At 69.5% G+C, this 23,857-nt stretch carries 28 protein-coding genes; 12 read left to right on the top strand and 16 right to left on the bottom strand.

The annotated features are described in order from the left end of the window. Window positions 1-18: 18 nt before the first annotated feature. Window positions 19-435: a recombinase family protein gene (locus H4Q84_RS13370; RefSeq protein ID WP_248579594.1), complete on the bottom strand. Its 417-nt coding sequence runs from the start codon at window positions 433-435 to the stop codon at window positions 19-21. Window positions 436-656: 221 nt separating this feature from the next. Here H4Q84_RS13370 and H4Q84_RS13365 point away from each other — a divergent pair, with 221 nt between their 5' ends. Then, window positions 657-1,316, top strand: coding sequence for an SUMF1/EgtB/PvdO family nonheme iron enzyme (locus H4Q84_RS13365; protein ID WP_248579593.1), 660 nt, complete (start codon window positions 657-659; stop codon window positions 1,314-1,316). A gap of 184 nt (window positions 1,317-1,500) precedes the next feature. Here the strand turns inward: H4Q84_RS13365 and H4Q84_RS13360 are convergent, their stop codons facing one another. Further along, window positions 1,501-2,121 carry a hypothetical protein gene (locus H4Q84_RS13360; protein WP_248579592.1) on the bottom strand — a complete coding sequence of 207 codons (621 nt, stop codon included), beginning with the start codon at window positions 2,119-2,121 and terminating at the stop codon, window positions 1,501-1,503. Window positions 2,122-2,292: 171 nt separating this feature from the next. On the opposite strand from H4Q84_RS13360, the gene H4Q84_RS23190 reads away from it, so the two are divergent. The 3 genes from H4Q84_RS23190 (at window position 2,293) to H4Q84_RS13350 (ending at window position 3,630) form a co-directional block, all read left to right on the top strand. Next, window positions 2,293-2,418, top strand: coding sequence for a hypothetical protein (locus tag H4Q84_RS23190; RefSeq protein ID WP_282580238.1), 126 nt, complete (start codon window positions 2,293-2,295; stop codon window positions 2,416-2,418). Window positions 2,419-2,845: 427 nt separating this feature from the next. Beyond that, entirely contained in the window at window positions 2,846-3,196 is a 351-nt protein-coding gene (locus H4Q84_RS13355; protein WP_248579591.1) for a hypothetical protein, read from the top strand. Continuing rightward, the gene (locus H4Q84_RS13350) at window positions 3,193-3,630 is read left to right on the top strand and encodes a MerR family transcriptional regulator (protein ID WP_248579590.1); all 438 of its coding nucleotides are present in this window, start codon (window positions 3,193-3,195) and stop codon (window positions 3,628-3,630) included. The genes H4Q84_RS13355 and H4Q84_RS13350 overlap by 4 nt, the downstream gene beginning before the upstream one ends. A gap of 317 nt (window positions 3,631-3,947) precedes the next feature. Here the strand turns inward: H4Q84_RS13350 and H4Q84_RS13345 are convergent, their stop codons facing one another. After that, a complete protein-coding gene (locus tag H4Q84_RS13345) occupies window positions 3,948-4,616 on the bottom strand; it encodes an HAD-IA family hydrolase (RefSeq protein WP_248579589.1) in 669 nt (222 codons plus the stop codon). 52 nt (window positions 4,617-4,668) lie between these two features. After that, window positions 4,669-5,346, bottom strand: a complete 678-nt coding sequence (locus H4Q84_RS13340; protein WP_248579588.1) for an HAD-IA family hydrolase — start codon at window positions 5,344-5,346, stop codon at window positions 4,669-4,671. A 677-nt stretch (window positions 5,347-6,023) separates the two neighbouring features. Here H4Q84_RS13340 and H4Q84_RS13335 point away from each other — a divergent pair. Genes H4Q84_RS13335 through H4Q84_RS13325 form a run of 3 tightly spaced genes read left to right on the top strand, consistent with a single transcriptional unit; the run spans window position 6,024 to window position 8,402 of the window. After that, entirely contained in the window at window positions 6,024-6,806 is a 783-nt protein-coding gene (locus tag H4Q84_RS13335) for an ATP-binding cassette domain-containing protein (RefSeq protein ID WP_248579587.1), read from the top strand. Beyond that, entirely contained in the window at window positions 6,803-7,591 is a 789-nt protein-coding gene (locus H4Q84_RS13330) for an ABC transporter permease (protein ID WP_248579586.1), read from the top strand. The genes H4Q84_RS13335 and H4Q84_RS13330 overlap by 4 nt, the downstream gene beginning before the upstream one ends. Before the next feature lie 4 nt (window positions 7,592-7,595). Then, the gene (locus H4Q84_RS13325) at window positions 7,596-8,402 is read left to right on the top strand and encodes a MerR family transcriptional regulator (RefSeq protein WP_248579585.1); all 807 of its coding nucleotides are present in this window, start codon (window positions 7,596-7,598) and stop codon (window positions 8,400-8,402) included. 61 nt (window positions 8,403-8,463) lie between these two features. Here the strand turns inward: H4Q84_RS13325 and H4Q84_RS13320 are convergent, their stop codons facing one another. After that, window positions 8,464-9,078: a hypothetical protein gene (locus H4Q84_RS13320; RefSeq protein ID WP_248579584.1), complete on the bottom strand. Its 615-nt coding sequence runs from the start codon at window positions 9,076-9,078 to the stop codon at window positions 8,464-8,466. 241 nt (window positions 9,079-9,319) lie between these two features. Between H4Q84_RS13320 and H4Q84_RS23185 the strand changes: the two genes are divergently transcribed. Continuing rightward, on the top strand, window positions 9,320-9,652 hold the full coding sequence (locus H4Q84_RS23185) for a helix-turn-helix transcriptional regulator (protein ID WP_282580237.1): 333 nt from the start codon (window positions 9,320-9,322) through the stop codon (window positions 9,650-9,652). A gap of 32 nt (window positions 9,653-9,684) precedes the next feature. Here the strand turns inward: H4Q84_RS23185 and H4Q84_RS13310 are convergent, their stop codons facing one another. The 8 genes from H4Q84_RS13310 to H4Q84_RS13275 all read right to left on the bottom strand — a co-directional run bounded on the left by H4Q84_RS13310 (window position 9,685) and on the right by H4Q84_RS13275 (window position 18,484). Continuing rightward, window positions 9,685-10,278, bottom strand: a complete 594-nt coding sequence (locus tag H4Q84_RS13310; protein WP_248579583.1) for an ATP-dependent Clp protease proteolytic subunit — start codon at window positions 10,276-10,278, stop codon at window positions 9,685-9,687. Then, the gene (locus H4Q84_RS13305; RefSeq protein ID WP_248579582.1) at window positions 10,275-10,886 is read right to left on the bottom strand and encodes an ATP-dependent Clp protease proteolytic subunit; all 612 of its coding nucleotides are present in this window, start codon (window positions 10,884-10,886) and stop codon (window positions 10,275-10,277) included. The genes H4Q84_RS13310 and H4Q84_RS13305 overlap by 4 nt, the downstream gene beginning before the upstream one ends. Window positions 10,887-10,963: 77 nt before the next feature. Next, complete coding sequence (locus tag H4Q84_RS13300) at window positions 10,964-12,808, bottom strand: glycosyl hydrolase (RefSeq protein ID WP_248579581.1); 1,845 nt, start codon at window positions 12,806-12,808, stop codon at window positions 10,964-10,966. Continuing rightward, window positions 12,805-14,364, bottom strand: coding sequence for a glucoamylase family protein (locus H4Q84_RS13295; RefSeq protein ID WP_248579580.1), 1,560 nt, complete (start codon window positions 14,362-14,364; stop codon window positions 12,805-12,807). Before H4Q84_RS13295 ends, H4Q84_RS13300 begins: the two co-directional genes overlap by 4 nt. A gap of 33 nt (window positions 14,365-14,397) precedes the next feature. Continuing rightward, on the bottom strand, window positions 14,398-15,249 hold the full coding sequence (locus tag H4Q84_RS13290; protein WP_248579579.1) for a carbohydrate ABC transporter permease: 852 nt from the start codon (window positions 15,247-15,249) through the stop codon (window positions 14,398-14,400). A 1-nt stretch (window position 15,250) separates the two neighbouring features. Next, complete coding sequence (locus H4Q84_RS13285; RefSeq protein WP_248579578.1) at window positions 15,251-16,204, bottom strand: sugar ABC transporter permease; 954 nt, start codon at window positions 16,202-16,204, stop codon at window positions 15,251-15,253. Window position 16,205: 1 nt separating this feature from the next. Further along, entirely contained in the window at window positions 16,206-17,483 is a 1,278-nt protein-coding gene (locus H4Q84_RS13280; protein ID WP_248579577.1) for a sugar ABC transporter substrate-binding protein, read from the bottom strand. Continuing rightward, window positions 17,480-18,484 (bottom strand): LacI family DNA-binding transcriptional regulator, encoded by a 1,005-nt coding sequence (locus H4Q84_RS13275; RefSeq protein ID WP_248579576.1) that lies wholly within the window; start codon window positions 18,482-18,484, stop codon window positions 17,480-17,482. The genes H4Q84_RS13280 and H4Q84_RS13275 overlap by 4 nt, the downstream gene beginning before the upstream one ends. A 439-nt stretch (window positions 18,485-18,923) precedes the next feature. Between H4Q84_RS13275 and H4Q84_RS13270 the strand changes: the two genes are divergently transcribed. From H4Q84_RS13270 to H4Q84_RS13260, 3 genes are all read left to right on the top strand, one after another. Beyond that, on the top strand, window positions 18,924-19,337 hold the full coding sequence (locus H4Q84_RS13270; RefSeq protein WP_248579575.1) for a hypothetical protein: 414 nt from the start codon (window positions 18,924-18,926) through the stop codon (window positions 19,335-19,337). Beyond that, complete coding sequence (locus tag H4Q84_RS13265; RefSeq protein WP_248579574.1) at window positions 19,285-20,010, top strand: GNAT family N-acetyltransferase; 726 nt, start codon at window positions 19,285-19,287, stop codon at window positions 20,008-20,010. The genes H4Q84_RS13270 and H4Q84_RS13265 overlap by 53 nt, the downstream gene beginning before the upstream one ends. Window positions 20,011-20,121: 111 nt before the next feature. Beyond that, window positions 20,122-20,796 carry a DUF1097 family protein gene (locus tag H4Q84_RS13260; protein ID WP_248579573.1) on the top strand — a complete coding sequence of 225 codons (675 nt, stop codon included), beginning with the start codon at window positions 20,122-20,124 and terminating at the stop codon, window positions 20,794-20,796. Window positions 20,797-20,799: 3 nt separating this feature from the next. On the opposite strand, the gene H4Q84_RS13255 is transcribed toward H4Q84_RS13260, so the two are convergent. Together H4Q84_RS13255 and H4Q84_RS13250 are read right to left on the bottom strand one after the other, a co-directional pair. After that, window positions 20,800-21,195, bottom strand: a complete 396-nt coding sequence (locus H4Q84_RS13255) for a DUF2237 domain-containing protein (protein ID WP_248579572.1) — start codon at window positions 21,193-21,195, stop codon at window positions 20,800-20,802. Window positions 21,196-21,229: 34 nt separating this feature from the next. After that, entirely contained in the window at window positions 21,230-21,859 is a 630-nt protein-coding gene (locus tag H4Q84_RS13250; protein ID WP_248579571.1) for a LysE family translocator, read from the bottom strand. A gap of 79 nt (window positions 21,860-21,938) precedes the next feature. Between H4Q84_RS13250 and H4Q84_RS13245 the strand changes: the two genes are divergently transcribed. Further along, the gene (locus H4Q84_RS13245) at window positions 21,939-23,129 is read left to right on the top strand and encodes an MFS transporter (protein WP_248579570.1); all 1,191 of its coding nucleotides are present in this window, start codon (window positions 21,939-21,941) and stop codon (window positions 23,127-23,129) included. Window positions 23,130-23,317: 188 nt separating this feature from the next. Here the strand turns inward: H4Q84_RS13245 and H4Q84_RS13240 are convergent, their stop codons facing one another. Then, a complete protein-coding gene (locus H4Q84_RS13240; RefSeq protein ID WP_248579569.1) occupies window positions 23,318-23,857 on the bottom strand; it encodes a DinB family protein in 540 nt (179 codons plus the stop codon).

The following is a 23,857-nucleotide window of genomic DNA, read 5'->3' as shown; positions in this document are numbered from 1 at the left end:
TCGCCGGTCTCCATGTCATTAGGCCGCAGCACTCAGCTCAGGCAGGTGACCCTCCCGGCGTGTCCAGATAACAGAGAACCCCGCGACCATGGCCAACCCCTTGAACAGCAGCCGTCCGACCGCATCGTTCGGGTCGTAAACCGAGCCGCCGAGACTGAGACGGACCTGCCGAGCGGTGAGCTCATCGGCGATCGCTCCTGCGTCGGGCAGCGACCGGGCAAGCCGGTCGAGCTTGGTGACCACAAGGGTGTCGCCTTCTGGGCAGGCCGCCAGGGATTCGCACAGGCCGGGCCGGTCTCGGTTGGTGCCGGTCAAGACGTGATCGACGTAAATCCGGGCCGGCGAGACACCCAGTGCCCTCAGACCGTCGCGTTGGGCAGTGAGGCCTTGCTGGTCGGTGGAGCAGTGTGCGTAACCGATGAGAAGCGCCACCATGGCGCACCTCGTGTGTGAGGCCCGGCCGCCGCGAGGCGGCGACCTTGGCGGCGGCCGAAGCCGATGCCGATGCCACACCCCGGACAGCCCGGTTCGCAAGACGATCCTCTCCTGAGTCACTTTGGAGCGACCGCGTCCACGGACCCCGCCGCCGGCAATGTCCTGACGCCGGTGTTGTGCCACCCCGGCTTGATTGGGGAGGCGGTAAGGTCTGATGAGCCATGGAGACGATTGCTTCCCCTGAGATGGTCGCCGTCCCCGCAGGTCAGGTCACCCTGTCAGATCGACGAACTAGCCGACGCTGGCATGTCGACGTGGCTTCGTTCGAGATCGCAATCAATCCCCTGACGCAGGGCGAGTACGCCGACATCACTGGCGAGTGGCCAGGCGCAACACGCGGAGAGCGGCTGCCTGTCGAAGGCGTGTCTTGGTGGGACGCGATTCGGTTCTGCAACGCCCTGTCCGAGCATGCTGGTCTTGCCTCTGCCTATCGCAGAGTCGCCGACGACGTCGCGTGGGACACCACAGCCAACGGGTACCGGCTGCCAACCGAGGCTGAGTGGGAGCGCGCCTGCCGAGCCGGCACGACAGGCCCGCGATACGGCCCCCTCGACGCGATCGCCTGGTATCGCGACAACTCGGACGGCCGGCCACACGAAGTGCGCGAGAAGCACCCGAACCCCTGGGGCTTGCATGACATGCTGGGCAACGTCTGGGAGTGGTGCTGGGACCTCTACGACCCTGAGGTGTACGGCACGTACCGGGTGCTGCGCGGCGGTGGGTGGTTCGACGAGCACTGGAGCTGTCGAGCCGCCGTGCGGCGGCGCAGCCACCCGACCTATCAGATCGACGACGTTGGATTCCGCATCGCTCGCGGATAGCCCGTCAGGGCGCTCACGGGACACCGAACAGACTCAACAGCTGGGACTCCGCGTGGCTTGGCGATGAAGGTGGGCCTGCGTCGCGTCCGGCTGGAAGTCGCTTCTGAGCCGCCGCCGTGATGAGCGGCCGCTGTATCGCTGTCGAACCCCCTGGAGCGTGTACTCCTTCACGGGTTATCCAGGCTCAATGGCTCAATGGCTCGACGCTGGCGCTGACTCGACGCGACAACTCCACCAGCAGGTTAGCGAAACCGAGGGCGTCATCAATGGCCTTGTGCGTGTGTGGGACATGGCCGAACCATTCGCTGGGCAGGGTGTCGGGCTGCACCTCCCCAACGGGCAGACCGGTCACAGCGGCCGCATAGCTCTTGATGCACAGGCCGCCACCGATGAACAAGGTGTCATCTTCGTGGTGGCCCTGTCTGACGCCGTAGCGGGTGAACCGGCGGAGGTAGTAGTCGATCCACGGACCATCCAGCGACATCGGATCAGCAGCGAACATCCGCGGCCACGGCAGCGCCTTGAGCCAGTCGACGTACCTCGCCATGACGTCCGGAACGGGCTCGGGGTCGCTCGTGGCGGCCGCCCACGCTTCCGGGTACCCCTGGAACCACGCCAGGGTCTTCTCATCCGGGGACGTTCCCGGCAGCGGCTCCAACACCGCCTCGAAACGCCCGTGCTCGGTGCCGTCGAGCGAAACAGCCACCGAGGCAAACGAGCGCATGGAATTGACGCCGGGCCACGGGCCATCGAGTTCGACGTCCGTCACGACGTAGGTCCACGGGTCCGGCTGTCTCGTGCTCACCTACGGCATCGTGCCCCACGACGCCCCAGAGAAGCGATCATGCCGCGGTGGATGCCTACCTCCGGGTCCGATCTACCGCTGATCAGCCAGCGGCGGGGACACCGTGTGGCTGATCTGCTGACCGAGACGTCCACCGCAGACTCCACGCCCACCACCACCGGGTAGCGCTGCATGGCCGCATCCGACCTGTTCAGAGCGCTCGGCTTGCTCCAGTGGCGCCAGCTGAGCAGTCCGAAGCAGAACGCCAGCACGATCCCGACGCCCGACTCGACACCCAGCCAGATCGCAGCCCCCTGAGGAAGGGCGCTCCCGCGCCCAGCCGAACCAGGTGAAACTTCGTTCAGGGTCTCAATGAAGTGGCGTCACGTCCGGCTGGTCAGGCCCTGGTCAGGCCCTTCTCTGGCACTCTCCTTCGAGTGCGACGCTCGAGACTCCATGTGACCGGTGCGAGCGGCAGCTGGACCACGACTGTCGCGCGAGCCGTAGCCGACGCCGGGGGCGTGCCCCACGCAAAGCCGACGCCCACTTTTGGACGCCCGACCGATCCACCACACGCTGCAAACGGCCGGTGGAACGACCACCACTGTCGAGATGCAGCGAACTCTCCCGGAACGGCCGGGCATCTTTTCACGACTACTTCAGTAGAGATTCACGCTCTCGTCCCGGGACCAGCCCTGCTCAAGGGCTTGCATCCCGTACCTACGTCCGGGTTTACCGTCAATGCATGACAGCCAATTTGGTCGGGGACGACTGGGTCCCGGATGCCTGCACGCTTCCGACTGTTGAGCAGCCGCTGCGCCGGGCGGAGTTCGACGATCTGTTCGCGCGCGATGTCCTCGCGGTTGTGGGGGAGTCGCCGCACCGGGTCCGCCTCGATCTGCGCGCCGACCCGGCGGCGGCAGCTCGAGCTGCGGGCCTGGCCGTGAAGGAAACGGGCTGCTGCTCGTTCTTCACCTTCGATCTCACGATCGCCGACGGTGCGGTGTCGCTGGGGATCGAGACGGCGCCGGCTCATGGGGCGGTGTTGGCCGCGCTCGGAGCTCGTGCCGAGTCACGAATGGGAGCCGCCTCGTGAGCAGCGGACTGCGGCCGAGCCAGGTTGCAGAGGCAGCTGGGATCAACGTCGAGACGCTGCGCTACTACGAACGACGCGGCATCATCCCCGAACCCGAGCGCAGCCTGGGAGGCCACCGCCTCTACTCGGAGGCGGTCGTGACGACGCTGCGGGTCATCAAGGCCGCGCAGCGGCTCGGGTTCACCCTCGACGAGGTCGCGGAGCTCCTCGAGGCGGGTCGGCACCACCACGTCGCCACGGGTGGCCTGCAGTCGCGCGCCGAGGCCAAGCTCGCCGGGGTCGATCAGAAGATCGCCGACCTCCAGGTGATGCGGGCCAGCCTGATCGCCGCGCGAGATGCCGGCTGCGACGATCTCCTCCAGTGCGCGGAGTCCGACTCCTGCCCCATCCCCTTCGTCCAGATCGCCACCCGGCCCGAAACGAGCACCCTGTGAACCTCTCCCTCGAGGACTGGTGAGGACGTTCGATCCCTGGTGCCAGGGGCCGTCAACGAGGGCGACCGCTACCGGGAGTCATCGAGTGGGAAGTGCCCGGGTGCCCCGTGCCTTCAACCTCGGTCGAGGGGCTCATCGCAGGCCGGCAGTTCGGGATGCGGGTCTGCCCAAAGGCGCACCGACAACGACGGCCGCGCCGGTGTCACCCCGGCGGACCACTGCCACTGAGTTCCTCCGATCCGCAGGCGCTAGGACAGAAGGTCAGCATCGGCCCGTCCGCGCAGGGAGGTGCCCGCGACTACTCGGCGAAGGAGCCCTCATTCGAAAAGGGCAACGAGATCGATGAGGTCGCTGATGGTGTGGCCCGACCAAGCTGTGTCCTCATCGATGGACTCGCCACGGGCCCCGATCGGGGGGATGAATCGGATGGCGGTCATCCCCAGTTCCGTGGCGCCCGCGAGCTCGTGACTGCCGCCGTCCCCCACGAAGAGACATTCGCTCGGATCGACGCCGAGTCTCGCTACTGCCACAAGGTAGGCCTCTGGTTCGGGCTTGCGGTGCCCGGTCTGGCAGGAGAAGGAGACGGCCTCGAGGTGTGACGACAAGGGACTCTCCGCCCAGATCGTTGGTGTCTCGGCCGAGCAGTCGCTGACGATCGCGCGAAGGACTCCGACGCGACCCAACTCGATGAGGGCCGGCAGGGCCCACGTCCGCGAGTGCAGCGAACGGGTCATCTCTAGACGCAGCTCCAGCGCTGCTTGGACTGCGTCGGGCGAGGGAGTCGCTCCGAGCTCGCCAGCCAGCCAGACCATGGTTTGCCGGAGGTCCCCGCACCGGCCGCGGGTCCGGTTATCGAAGGTGCTGCGAATCAGGCCGGCCATGGTCGCGGGCTCGACGCCGACCGCTTCGGCCATGCGCCTCGACACCTCATCGCGCTCCTCCCGGCTCCCTCCCGGGACCAGCGTGTTGAAGAGATCGAAGAGCACGGCCCGGTGACGTGGCGTGGGCTTCACGGTCCCCATCCAGCCAGACGCCACGTCAGGCCGGCCAGGGGCGCGATGCCTGCCGCAGGGCATGGGCGAGTGACGCTTCCGCAGCGCTCGCAAGCACCACCTCGGCGTGTGCCACGCGTGCAGGATCGACGAACGGGTTCGGGATTGCGATGCATGCGAGTCCAGCGGCGTGGGCGGCGTCGATGCCGTGAGCGGTGTCCTCCACGGCAACGGCCTGGGAACTGGTGAGGCCGAGTCTCGACAAGGCGAGCCGGTACACATCCGGAGCGGGTTTGTGCGAGGCCACCTCGTCGCCGCCAGCGATCACGTCAACCTTGCTGACAACGTCCACCTGTCGCAGATGACGCTCGACCCAGGCGACATCCGAGGAGGAAGCCACCGCGGTTCGCAGCCCCGCCGCAGCCGCCTCGTCCAACCAGCCTTCGATGCCCTCGCACAGCAGGAGCGAACCATGGATCGCGTCCCGGTCTGCAGTCCGACGCTGCTGGCTCCGAGTGCGATCAAAGGACACCCCGACAGCTGCTGCGAGGACGTCGTAGCGATGCTCAGTCACGTCACCGCCGTGAGGTACGAAGAAGCTCTCGCGATCAAGAACCAATCCCCACCGCGCCCACTCCCGCTCCCAGCTCGCGATGTTCGTCGACTCCGTGTCCATCATCAGGCCGTCGAAGTCGAAGATCACCGCCCGCACCGGAGCACTCACGCGACGAACCTTAACCGGGCGCACCGCGGGGCCTTTCGGCACGCCGGCAAGAATCTGCGCGTGGATCCCACACCACGTGCTCGCGGATGAAGCTCGGATCGGAGTGTGCGAGGGCGACGAGGGTCGACAACGTGGTGCTGTCGCCGTAGCGGTCCTGACCGTTCAGGTCAGCCTGCAACCTGATGCCCTCATCCGTGAGGTCGATCGGGCCGTCGTTGGTCGGGCGCAGGTCGATCCCGATCAGCGCGAGCAGTGCAAGGGTCGCCTCACGGGCGCGACTCGCCTGCGTCTCCAGCTCCTGCTGGCTCTCCTTCGCGGTCTTGCCCTGGGAGCGACGCGACGCAGCAGCGTGGCCGAGACGTCCAGGTTTTCGGCGGTCTTGCCCGTGTCCAGAGCGGCCTGGGTCGTGGTCTGCTGCAGCTGGGTCGCGAACCGGCCGATCGCGGCACTGAGCGTGAAGCCGTCGTTCCAGGCGTGACTTGGCGTGTCACCTGAGCAGAGTTGTCCTGCTGTCGTCTCGACGGCATCCGCGCAGCGCAGGACTGCGGCGGGAGAGACCTCGATGTCCATGCCGACTCCAGTCCCCGGGTCGCCAGCCGCGAAACGCGGCGCCGCACGGCAGGGGCGGCGAACCGGGACTTGACCTTGACGCAGCGTCAACCCTTCACGCTGCTCTCATGAGCAACCACACCACCGCGATCGAAGTCGCGGGAATGACAAAGTCGTACGGCGATGTCGCCGTTCTCCAAGGCATCGACCTCACCGTCCCCGTCGGCACCGTCTACGCCCTGCTGGGCCCCAACGGCGCCGGGAAGACCACGATGGTCCGCATCCTGTCGACCCTCACCACGGCCGATGCGGGGGAGGCCCGGGTCGCCGGGTTCGACGTCCGCCGGGAGCCGGACGGCGTACGCCGATCGATCGGCGTCACAGGGCAGTTCTCCGCGATCGACGAGCTGCTCACCGGTCGGGAGAACCTTCGCCTGATGGCCGACCTCGCCCACGTGCGCAAGGCCGAGGCGCAAGCCCGGGTCGACGAGCAGCTGACTCGCTTCGACCTGACCGACGCCGCCGACCGGCGCGCGGCGACGTACTCCGGCGGCATGAAGCGCCGGCTCGACCTCGGCATGACGCTGATCAGCCGGCCGCGGCTGATCTTCCTCGACGAGCCGACCATCGGTCTCGACCCGCGCAGCCGGCGCGACCTGTGGCAGATCGTCCGCGAGCTCCTGGCCGACGGCGTGACGGTCTTCCTCACGACGCAATACCTCGAAGAGGCCGACCAGCTCGCCCACATGGTCGGGCTGCTCGACGGCGGCCGGCTGGTCGCGGAGGGGACGCCGGCCGAGCTCAAGGCGCAGGCCGGCGGCGAGACTCTCGACGACGTCTTCCTCGCCCTCACCGGCCACACCGCAACGCCCGCCACGAACACTGACGAAGAGACGGAGGAGATCCGATGAGCACGATGACGTACGCCGTCCTGGACTCGACCACGATGCTGCGCCGCAACCTCAAACACATGCAGCGCTACCCGTCCCTGACCCTGATGCTGATCGGGCAGCCGGTGCTGTTCTTGTTGCTGTTCGTCTACGTCTTCGGCGGCACCATGGGCGCCGGGCTGCCAGGCGGGGATGGCAGGGCTGACTACCTGGACTACATCTCCCCGGCGATCCTGATCATCACCGTCGCCTCGGTGGCGCTGAGCACTGCGATCTACGTCGCGAGGGATGCGACCGAAGGGATCATCGACCGGTTCCGGACGATGCCGATCGCCAAGTCCTCGGTGCTGACCGGGCACGTGCTGGCCGCGCTGGTGCAGACCGCGATCGCCGTGGCGGTGGTGCTCGTGATCGCGGTGCTGCTCGGCTACCGGCCCGACGCGAGCGCCACCGAGTGGCTGGGTGCCCTCGGCGTACTCGCTCTCCTCGCGCTCGCGCTGACCTGGCTGTGCGTCGCGCTCGGCCTGGCTGCGGGCAGCGTCGAGACGGCGAGCAACTCACCGATGTTCCTGGTGCTGCTGCCCTTCGTCTCCAGCGCGTTCGTCCCGACCGACTCGATGCCTGCCGGCGTGGCGTGGTTCGCCGAGAACCAGCCGTTCACCCCGATCATCGACACCCTCCGCGACTTCCTCGCCGGCCGCGACCCCGGCGCAGACCTGTGGTGGGCGATCGGCTGGTGCGTGGTGATCATCGCCCTGTCGTACGCCTGCGCTGGTCGACTCTTCTCCAAGGTTCGGGCAGGCTGACACCGTGCTCACGATCGGCCAGTTGGCGGCATACTCCGGAGTCACCACGCGCGCGGTGCGGCACTACCACCAGATCGGGCTGCTCCCCGAGCCCGAGCGCGACGCCTCCGGCTACCGCACCTACGCCGCCCCGGCCGTCGTTCGGCTGATCCGGATCAGGACCCTCGCCGAGGCCGGCGTCCCGCTCGCCCGGGTCCAGGAGCTGTTGACCGCCGAGGATGAAGGGTTCATCAGCGCGGTGGCCGACATCGACCGCCGGCTGCGGGGCAAGATCAGGGAGCTGCAGGAGCATCGCCGCAGGATCGCGAAGCTGGCGGCTGGCGACAGCCTTGCGCTGCCGCCGGCGGTGACCGCCTATCTCGACCGGATGCGTTCGCTGGGAGCGCCCGAGGCGATGGTCGAGATGGAGCGGGACGCGTGGATCCTGATCGCCGCACAGTGGCCCGAGAAGATCGGGGAGTTCATGGCCGAGAAGGAGGCCTACCTCGACGACCCGCTGATGCTGCGTTTCCTCCGGACCATGGGCGCGGTATTCACCGGTGACGAGTCCGAGGCCCGGCTGGCGGAGATAGCCGACTTGGTGGTCGAGATGGCTGAGCAGGCTGCGTCCCGCGGCGAGCTGGACCACCAGGACGAGGCCCTGCCCGACGGCTCGTTCGTCGACCTCCTCGACACCGTGGTCCTGGCTGGCGGTCCCCGGATGGTCCGACTCCGGGACCGGCTCCAGGAGCTGATGGTCGAACGTGGCTGGAGCGGCTTGGTCAAGTTGGAACGAGTCAACCAGAGCGGCACCGACACACATCCGGCTTAGCATCGCCCGTCTGCCGCCAGCACTGTCGGAGCGCAACCTCTTGGCGATGGCTGCGGAGCGATCAGCCCGCCGCGGGACCTCGCCGGCCGCCGTACGACGCGACGAGCGCGTCCGCCACGAGCGCGGCGTCCGCCTCGGCCAGGGCGGCGGGGTACTCGGGCAGCAGGTCGTCCCAGACGACCAACCACGAGCCGTAGAGCTGGGCCTGACCCTCGGGACGGGCGAACAGCCAGACGTGCAGGTGGGCGCCACCGTCACCGATCCGGTAGACGTGGCACCGGCTGATGTGCGGCAGGGCCTGGACGTGCCGGGCGAGGTGCGCGCTGAGCACGCCCATCTCTGCCGCGAGGTCGTCGGTCAGGTCCGCGAGGTCGTGGTGGTCACGCGGGTGCAGCATCAACACGAGCGGCACCCCCACCCCTTGCACCTGGGTCAGCCGCCAGCGGTCGTCCAGCCAGATGCCCTCGTCACGACGCCGGCAGGACGTGCAGTCCGCCGGGTCCTCCCCGTGCCTCGGCGGCTCGGGAACCACCGGCGGTCGCAGCTGAGACACCCGCAGGCCATCGGCCTCGAACGGGCTGATGTCCCAGCCGGTCATCCGCGCCAGTGGCAGGCGCTGCTCGTCGTCGGCCGCGGCGACGGCGTGGTCGTAGAACTCGTCTGGGGTCAGTGGCATGCCCGGGACGTTAACGCAGGAGCCGTGCGCCCCGATCGGTCGTAGCATCGGCACGTGACGCTCATGGAGCGCGTTGCCGACGCGATCTATCAGGTGCAGGAGGGGTCTGAGTCACCACTCAGTGGGCCGGCGTCGGCCCCAGTCACTCCCGGGAAGGTCGTGACGCCTGAGCTTCGGTCGGCCGTTCCGCTGTGAGCAGAACCAGCAGGATTCCGGCCGGATCGGCGGCTAGCGTGGGCGCATGGGAGAAGTCATCGCGTTCCCCGACCCGTCCGCCGAGTCGGCCAGGACTCGGCCCGAGCCACTGTGGCGCGAGCAGGTCGGACGGGCGCTCCGGCAGGTCCGGCTGGCAGCCGACCTGCGGCTCGTCGATGTGGCCGAGCGGTCGGGCGTGTCCCCGCAGTACCTCTCCGAGGTCGAGCGCGGCCTCAAGGATCCCTCGTCGGAGATCCTTGCCGCCCTGTCCGGTGCTCTGGGGCTGCGCACCGTGGACGTCGCCTCGCGAGCCGTGGAAGCCAACGGAAGCGGGCACGGGTCGGGTTCGTACGACGGCCCCGTCTGCCTCGCGGCCTGACTGGTCGACCTCGCCCGACTGAGCCCCGCCGCTCACCCGCCCCGCCGGTCGAGCACTGCGTCCACTGCGCCGTACGCGAGGGCGGCCTCGGCAGTCATGACGAGGTCGCGGTCGGTGTCCTCGCGCACCTGCGCCGAGGTACGACCGGTGTGCTGGGCCAGCAGCTCCTCCAACAGCGACCGGACTCGCTCCACCTCCTCGGCCTCGAGGATCAGGTCGGGGATCGTGCCTCGCCCTTCCGCCGCCGGCTGGTGCAGCACGACCCGGCCGTGCCGCAGGATCAGACGTCTTCCGGGCTCACCTCCGGCGAGGAGCACCGCGGCCGTGGCGACGGCCTGGCCCACGCAGGTGGTCTCCACGGGAGACCGGACGAACTGCATCGCGTCGTACACCGCGAGCATCGCCGGGATCGAGCCGCCGGGTGAGTTGATGTAGAGGTTGATCGCGGAGTCCGGGCTCTCCGACTCCAGGTGGAGCAGCTGTGCGATCACCGCGTTGGCCACGCCGTCGTCGATGGGCGTTCCCAGGTAGATGACGCGGTCGGCGAGCAGCCGGCTGTAGACGTCGGTCGTGCGTTCGCCGCGGCTTGACTGAGTCGTGACGTAGGGGATCGTGTAGGAGCTCATGCTCGGACCCCCAGACCCAGGGAGCGGGGCGCGGGTGGGCGGATCTCGTCCAGCGACTCGACGACGTGGTCGACGAACCCGTACGCCGTCGCCTCGGCCGAGGTGAACATGCGGTCGCGGCGCGAGTCGCGCTCGACCGTCTCCACCGGCTGGCCGGTGTCCTCCGCGATGAGGCCGAGCACCGTGTCCCGGGTGTGGCGGAGGTCCTCGGCCTGCAGCGCGATGTCCTCCGCCGTGCCGCCGAACCCTGCAGAGCCCTGGTGGAGCAGCACCCGCGCGTGTGGCAGGGAGTAGCGCCGGCCCCGAGCTCCGGCGCTGAGCAGGAACTGGCCGGCGCTGTAGGCCATCCCCATGTTGACGGTGCACACGTCGACCGGGAGCAGCCGCATCGTGTCCCGGATGGCCAGCATCGCCGGCACCGATCCACCGGGGCTGTTGATCCACAGCCAGATGTCGGCCCGGGCGTCGTCGGTCGCGAGCATCACCAGTGCCGAGCACAGCCGATTGCCGATGGTCTCGTCGAGCACGGATCCGAGCACGACCGTGCGTTGGTCAAGGAGACGACGGGCGAGGTCGTCGTCGAGACGGGTGGTGGTGTTGTCAGTCATGCCTCCACCGTGGCATCGGGCACGGACGCGCAGAAGGGCGTGCTGCCCCGAGCGGATCCGCCCTGAGCAGCACCTGCCTACTCGACCGGCACCAGCGTCAGCTGGCTCATCGACGGCATCGGCAGCACGAAGTCGACCCGAATCAGCCCGGACTTGTCGGCCGCGACGACCCGGTCCGGCTCGAGCCGCTCGAGCTGGTCGGCCGCGCGCAGGGATTCCCACTGCGTGTCGGTCGGCCAGGCCTGCCCGGGCTCGCGCAGGCGACTCCATGCGGCGGCGACGTTCGAGTGGGCCTCGTCGACCCGGTCATGGCGCAGCGTGTACGACGACCCGGCAGCGAGGCCGCGCACCTCCACCGCCACGTTGCGACTGAGAGCGGGGGAACCGGCTGCCTTGGTCTGGTCGAGCGTGAGGTTCCACAGCAGCACCGACACCTCACCGTCGTCGGTCGACGCCGCCACGGTCTCGACCAGTGAGTCGCCTCCGTCTCCCGACGACGACACGGCGAGCCGGTGCGACCCGAGCCGCTCCATCATGGCCAGCGCCCACCAGCGGGGCTTGCGCAGCTCACCGACCGTGCGCAGGCCGAAGCCGCCGTGCAGCAGCTCCGGTGGGCGGCCGAGCTCCTCGAAGTGGTCGGAGACCACCCAGTAGGCGAGCGACTCGATGCGTCCCATCGCCGACTTCATGCCGCGGAGCAGGAAGGCCCCCGAAAAGACGGCGTCGCTGACCTCGTTGAAGTGGGTCGGCGTGACGCCCCACTCCGTCCACCAGATCGGCGTGCCGCCCCGACCGTGGCGCTCGAGCATGGGCCGGAAGTCCAGCGGCGGGGCGCCGTACGTGTGCGTCGAGACGAAGTCGACCGGGGCACCCGACTTCTCGGCGTGGGCCAGCAGCTCCTCCACCCAGCCGGCCGCGGCGGACGACGGGCCACCGACGACGAGTCGTGAATCGACCTCGCGTACGGCGGCAGCAGTGACGTCGTACAGCTTCAGGTAGTCCTCGGGCAGGCCCGACCAGAAAACCTCGAGGTTGGCTTCGTTCCACACCTCGAACGACCACTCCTCGACGACCTCGTCGCCATAGCGCTCGACGAGGTGGGCGGTGAGGTCGCGGACCAAGTCGAACCAGCGCTGCCAGTCCTTGGGCGGCGAGATGATCGCGTCGTAGCCGAAGACCGTCTTCGACGGGTCGCTGGCCAGGTCGTGCGGCATGAAGGAGACCTCGACGACGGGGTAGAGCCCGAGCGAGCGGATGTGGTCGTAGACCCGGTCGATGCCGGTGAAGTCGTGCACGGGCCTGCCGTCGACCTCGCGGTACACCGCCAGGTCGTCGCACAGGATCCCGTGCGCCCGCACGTGGGTCACCCCGAGTTCCTGGTGCGCCGCGGACAGCGCCGCGCTGAGCTCCTCGCCGACGACGCGGCCGCCGGTGGTGTCGGTGGAGAGGGCGTGCGACAGGTGCTCGCTGCCGATCATCGGGCGCCAGGGCCGGTCCAGTTCGCCGACCACCGTCGTGGCCTCGACCGCGACGGTGACCGGTCCGCTCGCCTCCGCGAGCGGGGTCGCCGACACCATCGACGACGGCGGTCCGTCGACGTGTACGTCGGACAGCGAGGACACGGCGTACCACCGCTCGACTCCGGGCGACCCGGTCGTGTCGACGTACGGCGGGTGCGGCACCGAGGTGACGTCGCGTCCCCGGTGGTCGAGGGGCTCCCACGGTCCGTCCGCGGTGTCGGCGACGTGCACCTGGTAGCCGATCGCGCCCTTCACGGGTGACCAGGTCAGCGTCACCTGTGCGCCACCGGCCACCGCCCGCAGGCCTCCGGGCGGGCTGAGCCGTGGAGCGGAGCCGCCGAAGGCGTGCCCGCTGCGCAGTCCGATCCGGTTCTCCCAATCGGTGCGAGCGTCGGTGCTCATTCAGTCCCCTTGCTCGCGAAGATCTCTTCGCTCATCAGCGGTCGCAGTGTCTTCTCCACGGCACCGCGGCCCACGTACTTGCGCATGTCGTCGCCGGCCAGCGCGTTGCCGAGTGCGGCCATGACCATGCCCTGGTCGAGCGAGAGGTAGCGCTTCGACACCGTGCCGGAGCCCACCGCGACGGCGTCGTAGAAGCCGCCGGGGCCGTAGGAGTCGAAGTCCTGCCGGATGTTCGACAGGTTCTCGAGAGCGGCGTCGCGGGCGTAGCGCAGCGCCAGGAAGGAGGCGTGCGGGGTGACGACGCCGTCGCCGTACGACGTCGGCGCGGGCGAGCCCTCACGTCCCGGGCAGCCCTCGTAAGGCTGGTCGACGGCGGTGCGCTCCTGGTCGGTGGTGTAGCCGGGACCGTCCATGCCGAGCTGGTCGACGCCGTACTCGCGGTAGCCGCCGGCGGGGTTGTTGGAGGGGGAGAATCCCCAGTAGCCGTAGCCGGCCTCCTGCATCCCGTGCTCGATCTGGCCGCGCACGTAGAGCGGGTGGTTGACGCCCCACGAGCGCGGGCCCCACGTCTCCTCGGGCACGAACAGCGGCACCATCAGCGCCTCGAACATGCTGCCGCCCCAGGTCGGCACGATCTGCATGCCGCGGTAGGGCAGCGCACCCTCGAAGACGCGGACGCCCTCGTGCTCGGCCCAGGAGCCGAGCGCCTTGGTCTCGGTCCAGGACCAGTCACAGTTCTCGTTCGGGAAGGTCCGGTAGGTGCCGAAGTAGTGGCGGGCCGGGATCTGCCCGGCGGCGATGCCGAGGTACGACGCGATGCGGGGCTCGGTGTTGAAGGCGCCGTAGTGGTGGCCGGTGAACCACACGTCGGCGCCGCCGCAGTAGTTGCCCTTGACCGCAGCCGCCTCCAGCGGGTCCTCGTCCCAGAAGCCGCCCCGGATCTGCCCGGCGGGCGCGTTCTCCAGCGGGTTGTAGAAGCAGCCGAAGTTCATGTCCTCGCGGATCCGGTCGGCCTTCCTGGCCAGGGAGGGCTCGGCGCGGGCGGCGAGCAACAGCCCGGTGGCCATCCACCCGTTGTCGACCGAGGACAGGAACGGCTTGATCGGGTCGCTGGACTCGGGGAAGGTCCGCAGCTTCGCCCCGGTGGCGGGGTCGTACCAGTTGTAGAACATCCCGCTGTCCTCGTGGCGCTCGAGGCCGGCGATCGAGTCGAGGGTCTGCGCCATCCGGGACTTGGCCTCGCGTCTGCCGATCAGGCCCGTGTCGCGGGCGGCAGCGGTGCTCCACAGGTAGGCGCCGATGTTGGTCGGGGAGGTGAAGCCGCTGCGGGTCGCGGGGTCGAGGTTGCCGCCGATGTTGTCGGCCGGCAGGCCGGTGGCCGGCACCGCCATCGCCTCGAAGGACTTCCAGGTGTCGGCGGCGTACCTCTCGAGGACGCGCTTGTCGGGGTTGTGCCTCTCGGTCGCCGCGGGTGCCGATGGAACGGCAACCGTGGTGGCTATCAGGGCGACCGCGGCAGCGATGGCCGCGAGGACGGGTGTTCGACGTACGCGCATGGGGGACTCCTCCGAGAGGCGCGATGGGTGGGTTTACTTGATGCCGGTCATGGCGATGCCCTGCATGATCCGGCGCTGGAGCAGCAGGAAGACGGCAAGGACGGGGATCACGACGACGACCGCGCCGGCGAGCAGCAGGCCGTACTTCGTGGCGTTCTGGCCGACGGCGTACAGCGCGAGCGCGACGGGCAGCGTGTACTTGTCCTCCGAGGTGGCCACGACGAGCGGCCAGAGGAAGTTGTTCCAGGACGCGAGGAACGTGAGCACGCCGAGCGTCGCGACGGCGGGACCGCAGAGCGGCAGGATGATCGAGAAGAAGATCCGCAGCTCACCTGCACCGTCGATCCGCGCGGCCTGGATCAGCTCGTCGGGCAGGCTCGCGATGAACTGCCGCATCAGGAAGACGCCGAACGGGCCGGCGAGGAACGGCAGGATCATCCCGGGCAGCGTGTTGGTCAGCCCGATGTTCGTGGTGAGCACGAAGAGCGGCACGAACGTGACGACGCCCGGCACCATCAGCGTGCCGAGCACGACGCCGAAGACGGCCTTCTTGCCCGGGAAGTCGAGCTTCGCGAGGGCGTAGCCGAGCATCGAGCAGAAGACCATGTTGCCGGCGGCGACGGCGACCGCGACGATCGCCGAGTTCATGAAGAAGCGCGGGAAGTCCAGCTGGGTGAAGAGCTGTGTGTAGTTGTCCATGGTGATCGTCTCCGGCCACCAGGTGGGAGGTACGGCGCGCACCTCGGCCTCGGGCTTGAACGACGACAGCAGCATCCACACGAACGGGATGACCACGAGGACGAGTCCGGCGGCCATCACGGCGTACAGCCAGCCGGGTGCACGCATTGCTCCCGCGAGGCGCGGTGACGCTTGGGTCTTGCTCATGTCAGTCCTTCTCTCGCAGCAGCCGGAACTGGAACAGCGTCAGCAGCACGATGGCGAGGAACAGCAGGTAGGCAGCGGCCGACGCGTAGGCGTAGTTGCCGAACCCGAACTGCTCATAGGTGAAGAACGTGACGGACTTGGTCGAGTCGAGCGGGCCGCCCTTGGTCATCACGAAGGCCTCCTCGAAGAACTGGAGGTAGCCGATGCTGGTGATCACCGCGCCGAAGAGCAGCGTCGGGCGGAGCATCGGCAAGGTGATGTAGCGGAAGGTCGCCCAGGCCGACGCCCCGTCGGTCTCCGCAGCCTCGGAGATCTCCTTCGGGATGGTCTGCAGGCCGGCCAGGAAGATCACCATCAGGCTGCCGAAGTTGCGCCAGACCGCCATCACCACCAGCGTCGGCAGCGCGGTGGTCGTGGAGTCGAGGTAGCCAGGACCGTTGATTCCCACCCAGGCGAGCATCACGTTGACCAGCCCGCCGTTGTCGCGGAGCAGGAACTTCCACACCACCGAGACCGCCACGATGCTGGTCACGACCGGGAGGTAGTAGCCGACCCGGAAGAACGCGCGCAGCCGGGTGATCCGGTTCAGCGCGACAGCGACACCCAGCGCGACGGCCATGGTCAGCGGCACCCCGAGCACCAGGTAGAGCAGGGTGTTGAGGGTGACCTTGCGGAAAAGCGGGTCCGAGACCAGGTCGGCGTAGTTGGTCAGGCCGACGAACTCGACACCGAGCGGGTTGCGTACGTCGGTGCTGCGCAGGTCGGTGAAGCTCAGGCCGAGGCTGGCCAGGACCGGTCCCGCGGTGAAGACGAGGAACAGTGCGCAGAACGGCAGGGCGAGGATCCACGCGGCCACGGCCTGGCCGCGCCGCGTGGGATCCACGTGCCGCGACTTGGTCGGCCGGCTGTCCTTCGCCGGCCGCCCCTGTCGCGGCTCCGTTGCCGTGGCGGTCATGTCAGAGACCGGTGCCGATCGACGACGCCTTGGACTGCATCTCCTTGACCGCGTCCTCAGGCTTCGTAGCGCCCTTCGAGGCCTGCTCGACGAGGGTGTCGATCGTCGCGGCGACCTGCTCCCAGGTCGGGACGGCCGGCGGGGCCTCGGTGGTCTCGAGCTGCGTGCCGAACACCTGGAGCTGCGGGTCCTCCGCGAGCTCGCCGGTGTCCCAGGCGGCCTGGACGGCGGGCAGGTCACCGACGGTGTCGTAGAAGCCCTGCTGGGTCTCCGGCTCGCTGAGCCACTGGACGTACTTCCAGGCGGCGTCGGTGTTGTCGGAGTCCGAGAAGACCGCGAGGTCTCCACCGCCGACGAACGACGTGCCGGGTCCGGAGTCCTTGCCGGGCAGCGGCGCCACGGCGTACTCGTCGGTGCTCAGGCCGGCCTCCTCGACGAGCCCGGTGTGCCAGGGGCCGGAGATGAAGGCGCCGTAGCTGCCGTCGGCGAAGCCGCTCTCGAGCTCGCCCGGGTCGAGCATCCGGGCCGGCGAGAGGCCCTCGTCGAAGTACGAGGTGTAGTAGTCGAGCGCCTCGACCATCTCCGGCGAGTCGATGGTGTATTCGGTGCCGGCCTCGTTGGTGACCGCGGCGCCGTTGGACCAGGCGAACGGGAGCACGGTCTGCCAGGAGCCGGTCTGGCCGGGCTGCAGGCTCAGGCCGTACTCGGCGCCGCCCTTCTCCTTCATGTCGGTGGCGAACTGGTGCAGCTCCTCCCAGGTCTGGGGGGCCTCGCTCCAGCCGGACTTCTCCGCCATGTCCTTGCGGTAGTAGAGGGCCCGTGTCTCGACGTACCAGGGGACGCCGTAGGAGGTGCCGCCGACCTCGGTCGAACCCCAGGCGCCGGGGAAGAAGTCGGCCTCGTCGACGAGGCCCTCGGGGGTCGGCATCAAGCCACCGGCCTCGGCGAACTCACCCATCCACGTGGTGCCGATCAGGCTCACGTCGGGGGTCTCGCCACTGGCGATCGCGTTGGCGATCTTGTTGTGCGCGGCGTCCCACGGGATTGCGGTCACCTTGACCTCGGCGTCCGGGTTGGCCTCCTCGAAGTCGGCGGAGAACGCCTGGAGCTCGTCGCCCTCGGTGCCCATCGCCCAGACCTCGATGGTCCCGGTGGCGGCGCCGTCGGAGATGGCCTTGCTCTGCTCCTCTCCACCCCCTCCGGCCTCGTCGCGTCCACAGGACGTGAGGACGAGGCTCGTGACGGCGACAACGGCGAGGGCGGTGGCAGTGCGCTTCATTTCGGTTCCTTAGGGGAGGTGGAGCTGCTGCTGCTTCTGATCACGAGCTCGGTCTGGAGCAGCTCATGGCGTGGTTCGGTGCGTTCTTCGACGATGAGCTCGTCGAGAAGTCGGGCGGCGGTGGCACCGAGCTGGCGCATCGGCTGGCGGACGGTGGTCAGGCCGGCGTAGCGCGCGGCCATCACGTCGTCCCAGCCGGTCACCATGACGGTGCGGGGCACGTCGACGCCGGCGGCCCTGAGCCGGCCGAGCAGGCCGAGCGCGAGCTCGTCGTTGGCGCAGACGAAGGCGTCGGGCAGGTCGTCGGCCGCGAGGGCGGCGGCGGCCACGGCCGCACCGGACTCCTCGTCGAGCTCGTCGACGGTCACCAGCTCGGGGGTGCGGCCGGAGTCAGACCGCAGGAAGGCAGCCCGGACGCCCGCCCAGCGCTCGGCCACGTCGGGCGAGGTGACCGGGTCACCGACGAAGCGAAGGTTGCGGACCCCCTCGGAGAGCAGGTGCTCGGTGAGGGTGCGGGCGCTGGCGTGGTTCTCGGCGTTCACCGAGTCGACGGACCCGATCGGGGGTCGGGCGACGAGGACCAGCTTGGTGCCGCGGTCGGCGAGGTGCAGGACGGCGGCGTCGCTGACGGTGCGGCCGAGGATGACCAGCCCGTCGCAGCGACCGGCCATGTCGCGGACCGCGGACTCGGCATCGCTGCGGCCGTGGGTGGACAAGATCAGCACGGAGCGGCGCAGCTCGGCGGCCACGGCCTCGTAGCCCAAGACGACCTCGGCGTAGTAGGGGCCGGACAGGTCGGGGAAGACGATGCCGTTGGCGGCGTGCCGCCGCTCGGCGAGCTGCCGGCCGAGCTGGCTGGGGGTGTACTCCAGCTCCTCAGCGGCGGCCAGGACACGGACCCGGGTGGCGTCACGGACGCCTTCGGACTCGCGCATCACCCGGGAGACGGTGGCGATGGAGACGCCGGCCTGGCGGGCCACATCGCGAATCGTGGGCAACATCGGAGCCTCCTCTACCAGTGATGTAACCGGTTACAGAAACCGGTTACATCCGTTAACGTGCCGGACATGTCCGGACCTGTCAACCCCCTCGACGCCCCTCCCGACCGCCGGCGACCGCTAGCCGGGCGCTCGGCGGAGCTGCTGCGCACGCACCAGGATCCGGGTAGTTCGTGACCCGCATCGCCCGGTTTCGCGCCGTACCAGTGCTCCTGGTTCCGCGACGGTTCCTTCGTCGCCGAGGGCGCCGGTCTGCACGACGAGGCGGACCGCTTCCACGGCTGGTGTGCGCGGGTCCTGGAGCTCGTCTCCGGCGGCCACCCCGCGACGTAAGCCGCAGGCATCGAGACCGCCGTGCGCTACCTGGTCGCCACCGGCACCGACACCTGCCGGGACTGGCGGGAGGAGAACCGCGACCAGACCCACGTGACCCCGCTCGCCGGTGTGGCAGGGGGTTGCGGGCGGCGGCCAGTGGCCGGTCCTCGCCGCCCTGCCCGCCCGGCACCACACGCGGGTCGCAAACCCGGACCGCGCGGCGCGGCTCCTCGATTGGGTCGTATCCACGGCCGACGCCCACCTGCTGCTGCCGGAGCAGGTCGCACCCCTCCTGGCCGGTGACGTGCTCGACGAGTGGCTCGAACGATTGGGGCCGCCGGTCCACCCGCTGCTGTGGTCGCACGGCATGTTCCTGGCAGGCGCGGTGACCGAATCGTCGAAGCCTTCACGCATGGACGGCATCGCTCGGGCAGCTTCTGGACCGGTGGTGGTCGTCACGGAGATTGCGCTGTCCGCGCGAGCCAGAGGTGACCTCGCGGATCATCGCCACCGGCCCGGACGGCTACTTCGTGGCGCGTGACCTGGAGTCTCGCGCCCGCAGTCCAGAGCCAGGTGGCCCTTCACTCACCGGCGACACCCGGCCGAACACTCTCCAGATCACGGCAGCGACGCCATCGGCGCCAGGTGTCGGGGCTGCTCCACGGTTCCGGGAGTACGCGGACCCGGACGAGCGCTCGTGGCTGCGCTGCCGGGTCCTGGGCTTTCTCGACACGACCTACTTCGACGACGTCTGGCCAACGCGTCCAGCGCCGGCACCCGGGCTGTCACTGGTGGCCGTCAGCGGCGACGACGTGGTCGCGATCTGCGACGCGTCCTTGGCCGAGCACGGGGCGACGATCGACACGGTCGTCGTACATCCCGATCACCGCCGGACCGGTCTGGCCGGCGCCCTGCTCGACGAGCTGGTACGACGCCTGAAGGCGCGCGGCATCACGCGGCTGGACGCGTGGACCCGCGACGACCCTGGCACCCGGGCCTGGTACGAGGCGTCCGGTTTCGAGGTCGGCTACCGGTACCTACACGTGTATGTGACGGGAGTCGACGAGATGGCAGATGCGGTCCAGGCGCAGGTGGGTCTGGAGCCCCGGTCGGGCTTCTTCCATGCGGACACCCAGGACCCCGGTGTCGAGGCCGACCTCCGGCGGCGATTCAGGCGGGTCCACGCGTGCCACCGGTTCGTCCGGGACCTGTGAGGGCTGCTGGCGCTGCGGCGCCAGCGCGAACCGTCGCAAAGTGCGACGTGAAGGGGCGAAGTCCGCGCGGATACTGACCGGGCCCTCATCTCGCAGTCACCTGGAGTCCCCATGACATCTCGCCTGAAGGCCGCCGCTCCGCTCGCCATCGTGATCGCCGTGCTCGCGCTCATCTGGGTCGAGTTCAGTCTCAACTTCACCTTCCACTGGGTCACCTCGGGCGACCTCGGCAACGGGCTGAGCCTGCCAGCCAGCTTCCATCTCATCGTCCCCACGGCGTTCGTGTCGTGGGGGCTGTTCTTCGCCGCCGGAGCCGACAGCTCAGCCCTCCAGAAGGTCGCCGTCGCCTCGGTGGTCGGGACGCTGGGCGGCCTCTTCGTGATGGCCCTGGCTCCGGAGGTCGCCGACCTGCCGGACTTCTGGGGCATCGCCGTGGTGGTCGCGGTCGCGGCCTTCCTGGTGGTGATGGTCTCCGTGGTCGGCGACTGGTACTACGTGCCCGGCATCTTCGGCGCGTTCGCAGCCACGATCTTCTGGTGGATTGCCACCGGCCTGGACAACTGGGCCCCGGACGGCGGCGGCGTCGGCAACAGCGTGAAGGCACTGGGCGACCCGGCGACTGCCGGCGCCGGCGCCTTCGGCGGCGTCCTGTCGACGCCGTACGTCTGGGTCTGGGTCAACACCCTGGTCACACTCCTTATCGGGTGCGCCCTGGGCCTGATCTCGGTCAAGCTCACGGGGATCCTCACCCCCGCAGCGAAGCCGGACCGGGAGGCCGCCAAGTAGGACTCAGGGCTGGTCCAGCTCGCTCAGGTCCGGGGGTACGTCCACGGCGTGCTCCTCGAGTGCCTCGAGGGGTACGACGCGCAGCACCGATTCGTGGGTGGAGGCCAGCACGACCGGCGCGGCCACGCCGTCGGCGAACGCCTGGAGCCAGCGGACGGCGACCACGCACCAGCGGTCGCCGGGCCGCAGACCCGGGAAGTTCCACTCGTGGTGGGGGGTCTGGAGGTCGTTGCCGACCGCCTGCTGGTGGGCCAGGAACTCGTCGGTCATCACCGCGCAGACCCCGTGCACACCGACGTCCTCCGGCCCGACCGTGCACGTCCCGTCACGGAAGAAGCCGGTCACGGGGTCGGTGCCACACGGTTCTAGATCGCCGCCGAGGACGTTGCGTTCGGTCACCGGACCAGCCTCTCATCGACTCCTGGGCGCGCCCTCACTCGCGGCCGGAGGCCACGAGCGCCATGCCCAGCCCGATCATCGAGACCCCACCCACGACGCCGACGGCCTCGCCCCGCTTCGGTGTCGCGGTGAACCAGTCCCGGACCCGGCTGGCCAGCACCGCCCAGAGTGAGTCGGAGATCAGGCCGATGAACACGGCCACCAGGCCCAGCAGGAGCAGTTGCAACGGGATGTGGCCGGTCTCCGGCACGACGAACTGCGGGAGCAGGGCACCGATGATCATGAACGCCTTGGGGTTGGAGACCCCGACGACGTACCCCTGCCGCAGCGCCGTCCACGGCGGCATCGGGCCGGCCTCCCGCACGCGCTGGAACCCTGCGCGGTGCCGGATCGCCTGCACGCCGAGGTAGACGAGGTACGCCGCACCCGCGACCTTCAGGACGGTGAACACGACGACCGACTCCTGTACGACGAAGCCCAGCCCGGCGGAGACGAGCACCACGATCGTCAGCAGGCCCAGGGTGTTGCCGGCCACGCTCGCCAGCGCGACCCGCTGCCCGTAGGAGAGGGCGCGGCCGACGACGAACACGACGCTCGGGCCGGGGATCGCGATCAGGATGGCGGCGGCGAGACCGAACGTGAAGATCTGGTCGAGTGTGAGCACTGGTCCAGTGCAGCAGATGAGTCCAGGCTGGCGCCAGACCCGACGACTCGCCATCCGGGGGCACCGATAGCGTGCCCCGGTGAAGTCCTCCATCTGGCGAACGCCCGGCATCCCACCGCTGGTCGCCATGACGGTCACCGGCTTCTGCGGCTACGCGGCGCTGCTCCCGGTCGCACCGCTGTGGGCCGTGCACGGCGGCGCCAACAGCGGCGGCGCCGGCCTGGTCAACGGGATCCTGCTGCTCTTCACGGTGCTGACCCAGGTCCTCGTGCCCACCGCCCTGCGCCGCTTCGGCTGGGTGCCCGTGCTGACGACGGGGATGGTGTTCCTCGGCGCAACCGCCGCCTTGTACGTCGTCAGTGACGCGCTCGCTCCGGTGCTGGCGCTCTCCGCGGCCCGCGGCATCGGGTTCGGCGTGCTCACCGTCACCGGCAGCGCTTCGGTGGCCGCGCTCGTCGACCCCGAGCGGCGCGGTGAGGCGATCGGCCTCTACGGGCTCGCGGCCGGCCTCCCGAACCTGCTCCTCCTGCCGGCCGCGCCGTGGGTCGCGCAGAACGTCGGCTACTGGGTGGTCTTCGCGGTCAGTGCCCTGCCGCTGGTCGGTGTGCCTGCGGCGCGCCGCCTGGGCGCCGTACTGCAGGAGAAGCAGGAGAAGGCGGCAGACCTGCCGGACGCTGCGAAGGCGGACGAGATGTCGGCAGGGGACGACCCGGCGTTCGCGGCGTACCTCCGGTTGCTGCGACCGACCGTCGTGCTGCTGTCGGTCACCATGGCCGGCGGCGCGGCGATCACGTTCGTGCCGCAGATGGTGTCGGACGACCTGCTGGGCGCGGCCGGACTCCTGCTCATGGGACTGGTCACCGCGCTCGCCCGGTGGCGCGTGGGCAGGCTGGCCGACCGGTACCGAACGCACCGATTCCTGTGGCCGCTGGTGCTCGTCACCGGCGTGAGTACGGCGCTCGTCGCCTGGTCGGTGCGAGATGCCGACACGAGCGCGGGCCTGTTCCTCGCGGCGGCGGCCCTGCTCGGGCTGTCCTACGGGGCATTGCAGAACCTCACCCTCGTCGTGGCCTTCGGCGTCGTCTCCCGGCGGCACCACAACCTGGCCAGCTCCGTGTGGAACATCGGCTTCGACGCGGGTACGGCGCTCGGCGCCGTGGCGGTCGGCGTGATCGCCGTGCAGACGTCGTTCGCGACTGCCTTCCTCGTCGTGGCATGTCTGGCCGTCGTGGTGCTACCTGCCGCCGTCCTGCGCGGCACCAGCCGCTGACACCATCCGCTGCCCGATCATGCGCACGGTCTCCTGGAGCTCGGTGCCTCCGACGATGGGTACGGTGCGCGCAGCACGGCGAGCTGCTCGGCGTACCACCACGGGTTGCTGGTGCTGCCGACCAGCCGGCACGAGGATCGCCCGCAGGTCCTCCCAGCTCGCCTCGTTGGCGGGTACGACGGGGATGCTTATTCGGGCGGGTCCTCACCCACGAGCCCGTCGATCGACTCGCGGATCAGGTCGGCGTGGCCGGCATGCCGGGCGTACTCCTCGATCATGTCGACGAACATCTTGCGCAGGCTGGGCAGCTCGGGGAACGGCGCACGGACGGCTATCCGGTCGAGCCCGCCGTCGGCCAGCGCGTCGGCGACCGCCGCACGGGACCGGGCGACCGAGCCCTGCCACAACGCGAAGAGCTCCTCGGGGCTGTCGTCTACGGCGGTGTGCCACTCCCACTCGGGGTCCTCGTAGTCGATCGCCGCCCACTCGGGCCCGAGCTCCCGGCCGAACAGGCACTTGGTGAAGAAGTAGTCCTCGACGAAGGCCATGTGCTTGAGCAGCCCGCCCAGCGTCATGATCGACGGGCCGAGCGTGGCCCGCATCGACTCCGCGTCGAGCGGGCCGCACTTCCACGCGAACCTCCCGCGGATGCGGTCGAGACTGCCGAGCAGGGTCTCGGCCTCGGTGCCGGCGGCGGGCAGGGTGATGGAGCCATCCGTGGTGGTCAC

Source organism: Nocardioides sp. InS609-2 (assembly GCF_023208195.1).
In the GTDB taxonomy this organism is placed as follows: Bacteria; Actinomycetota; Actinomycetes; order Propionibacteriales; family Nocardioidaceae; genus Nocardioides.
This window is presented reverse-complemented; position numbering and strand designations above follow the sequence as displayed.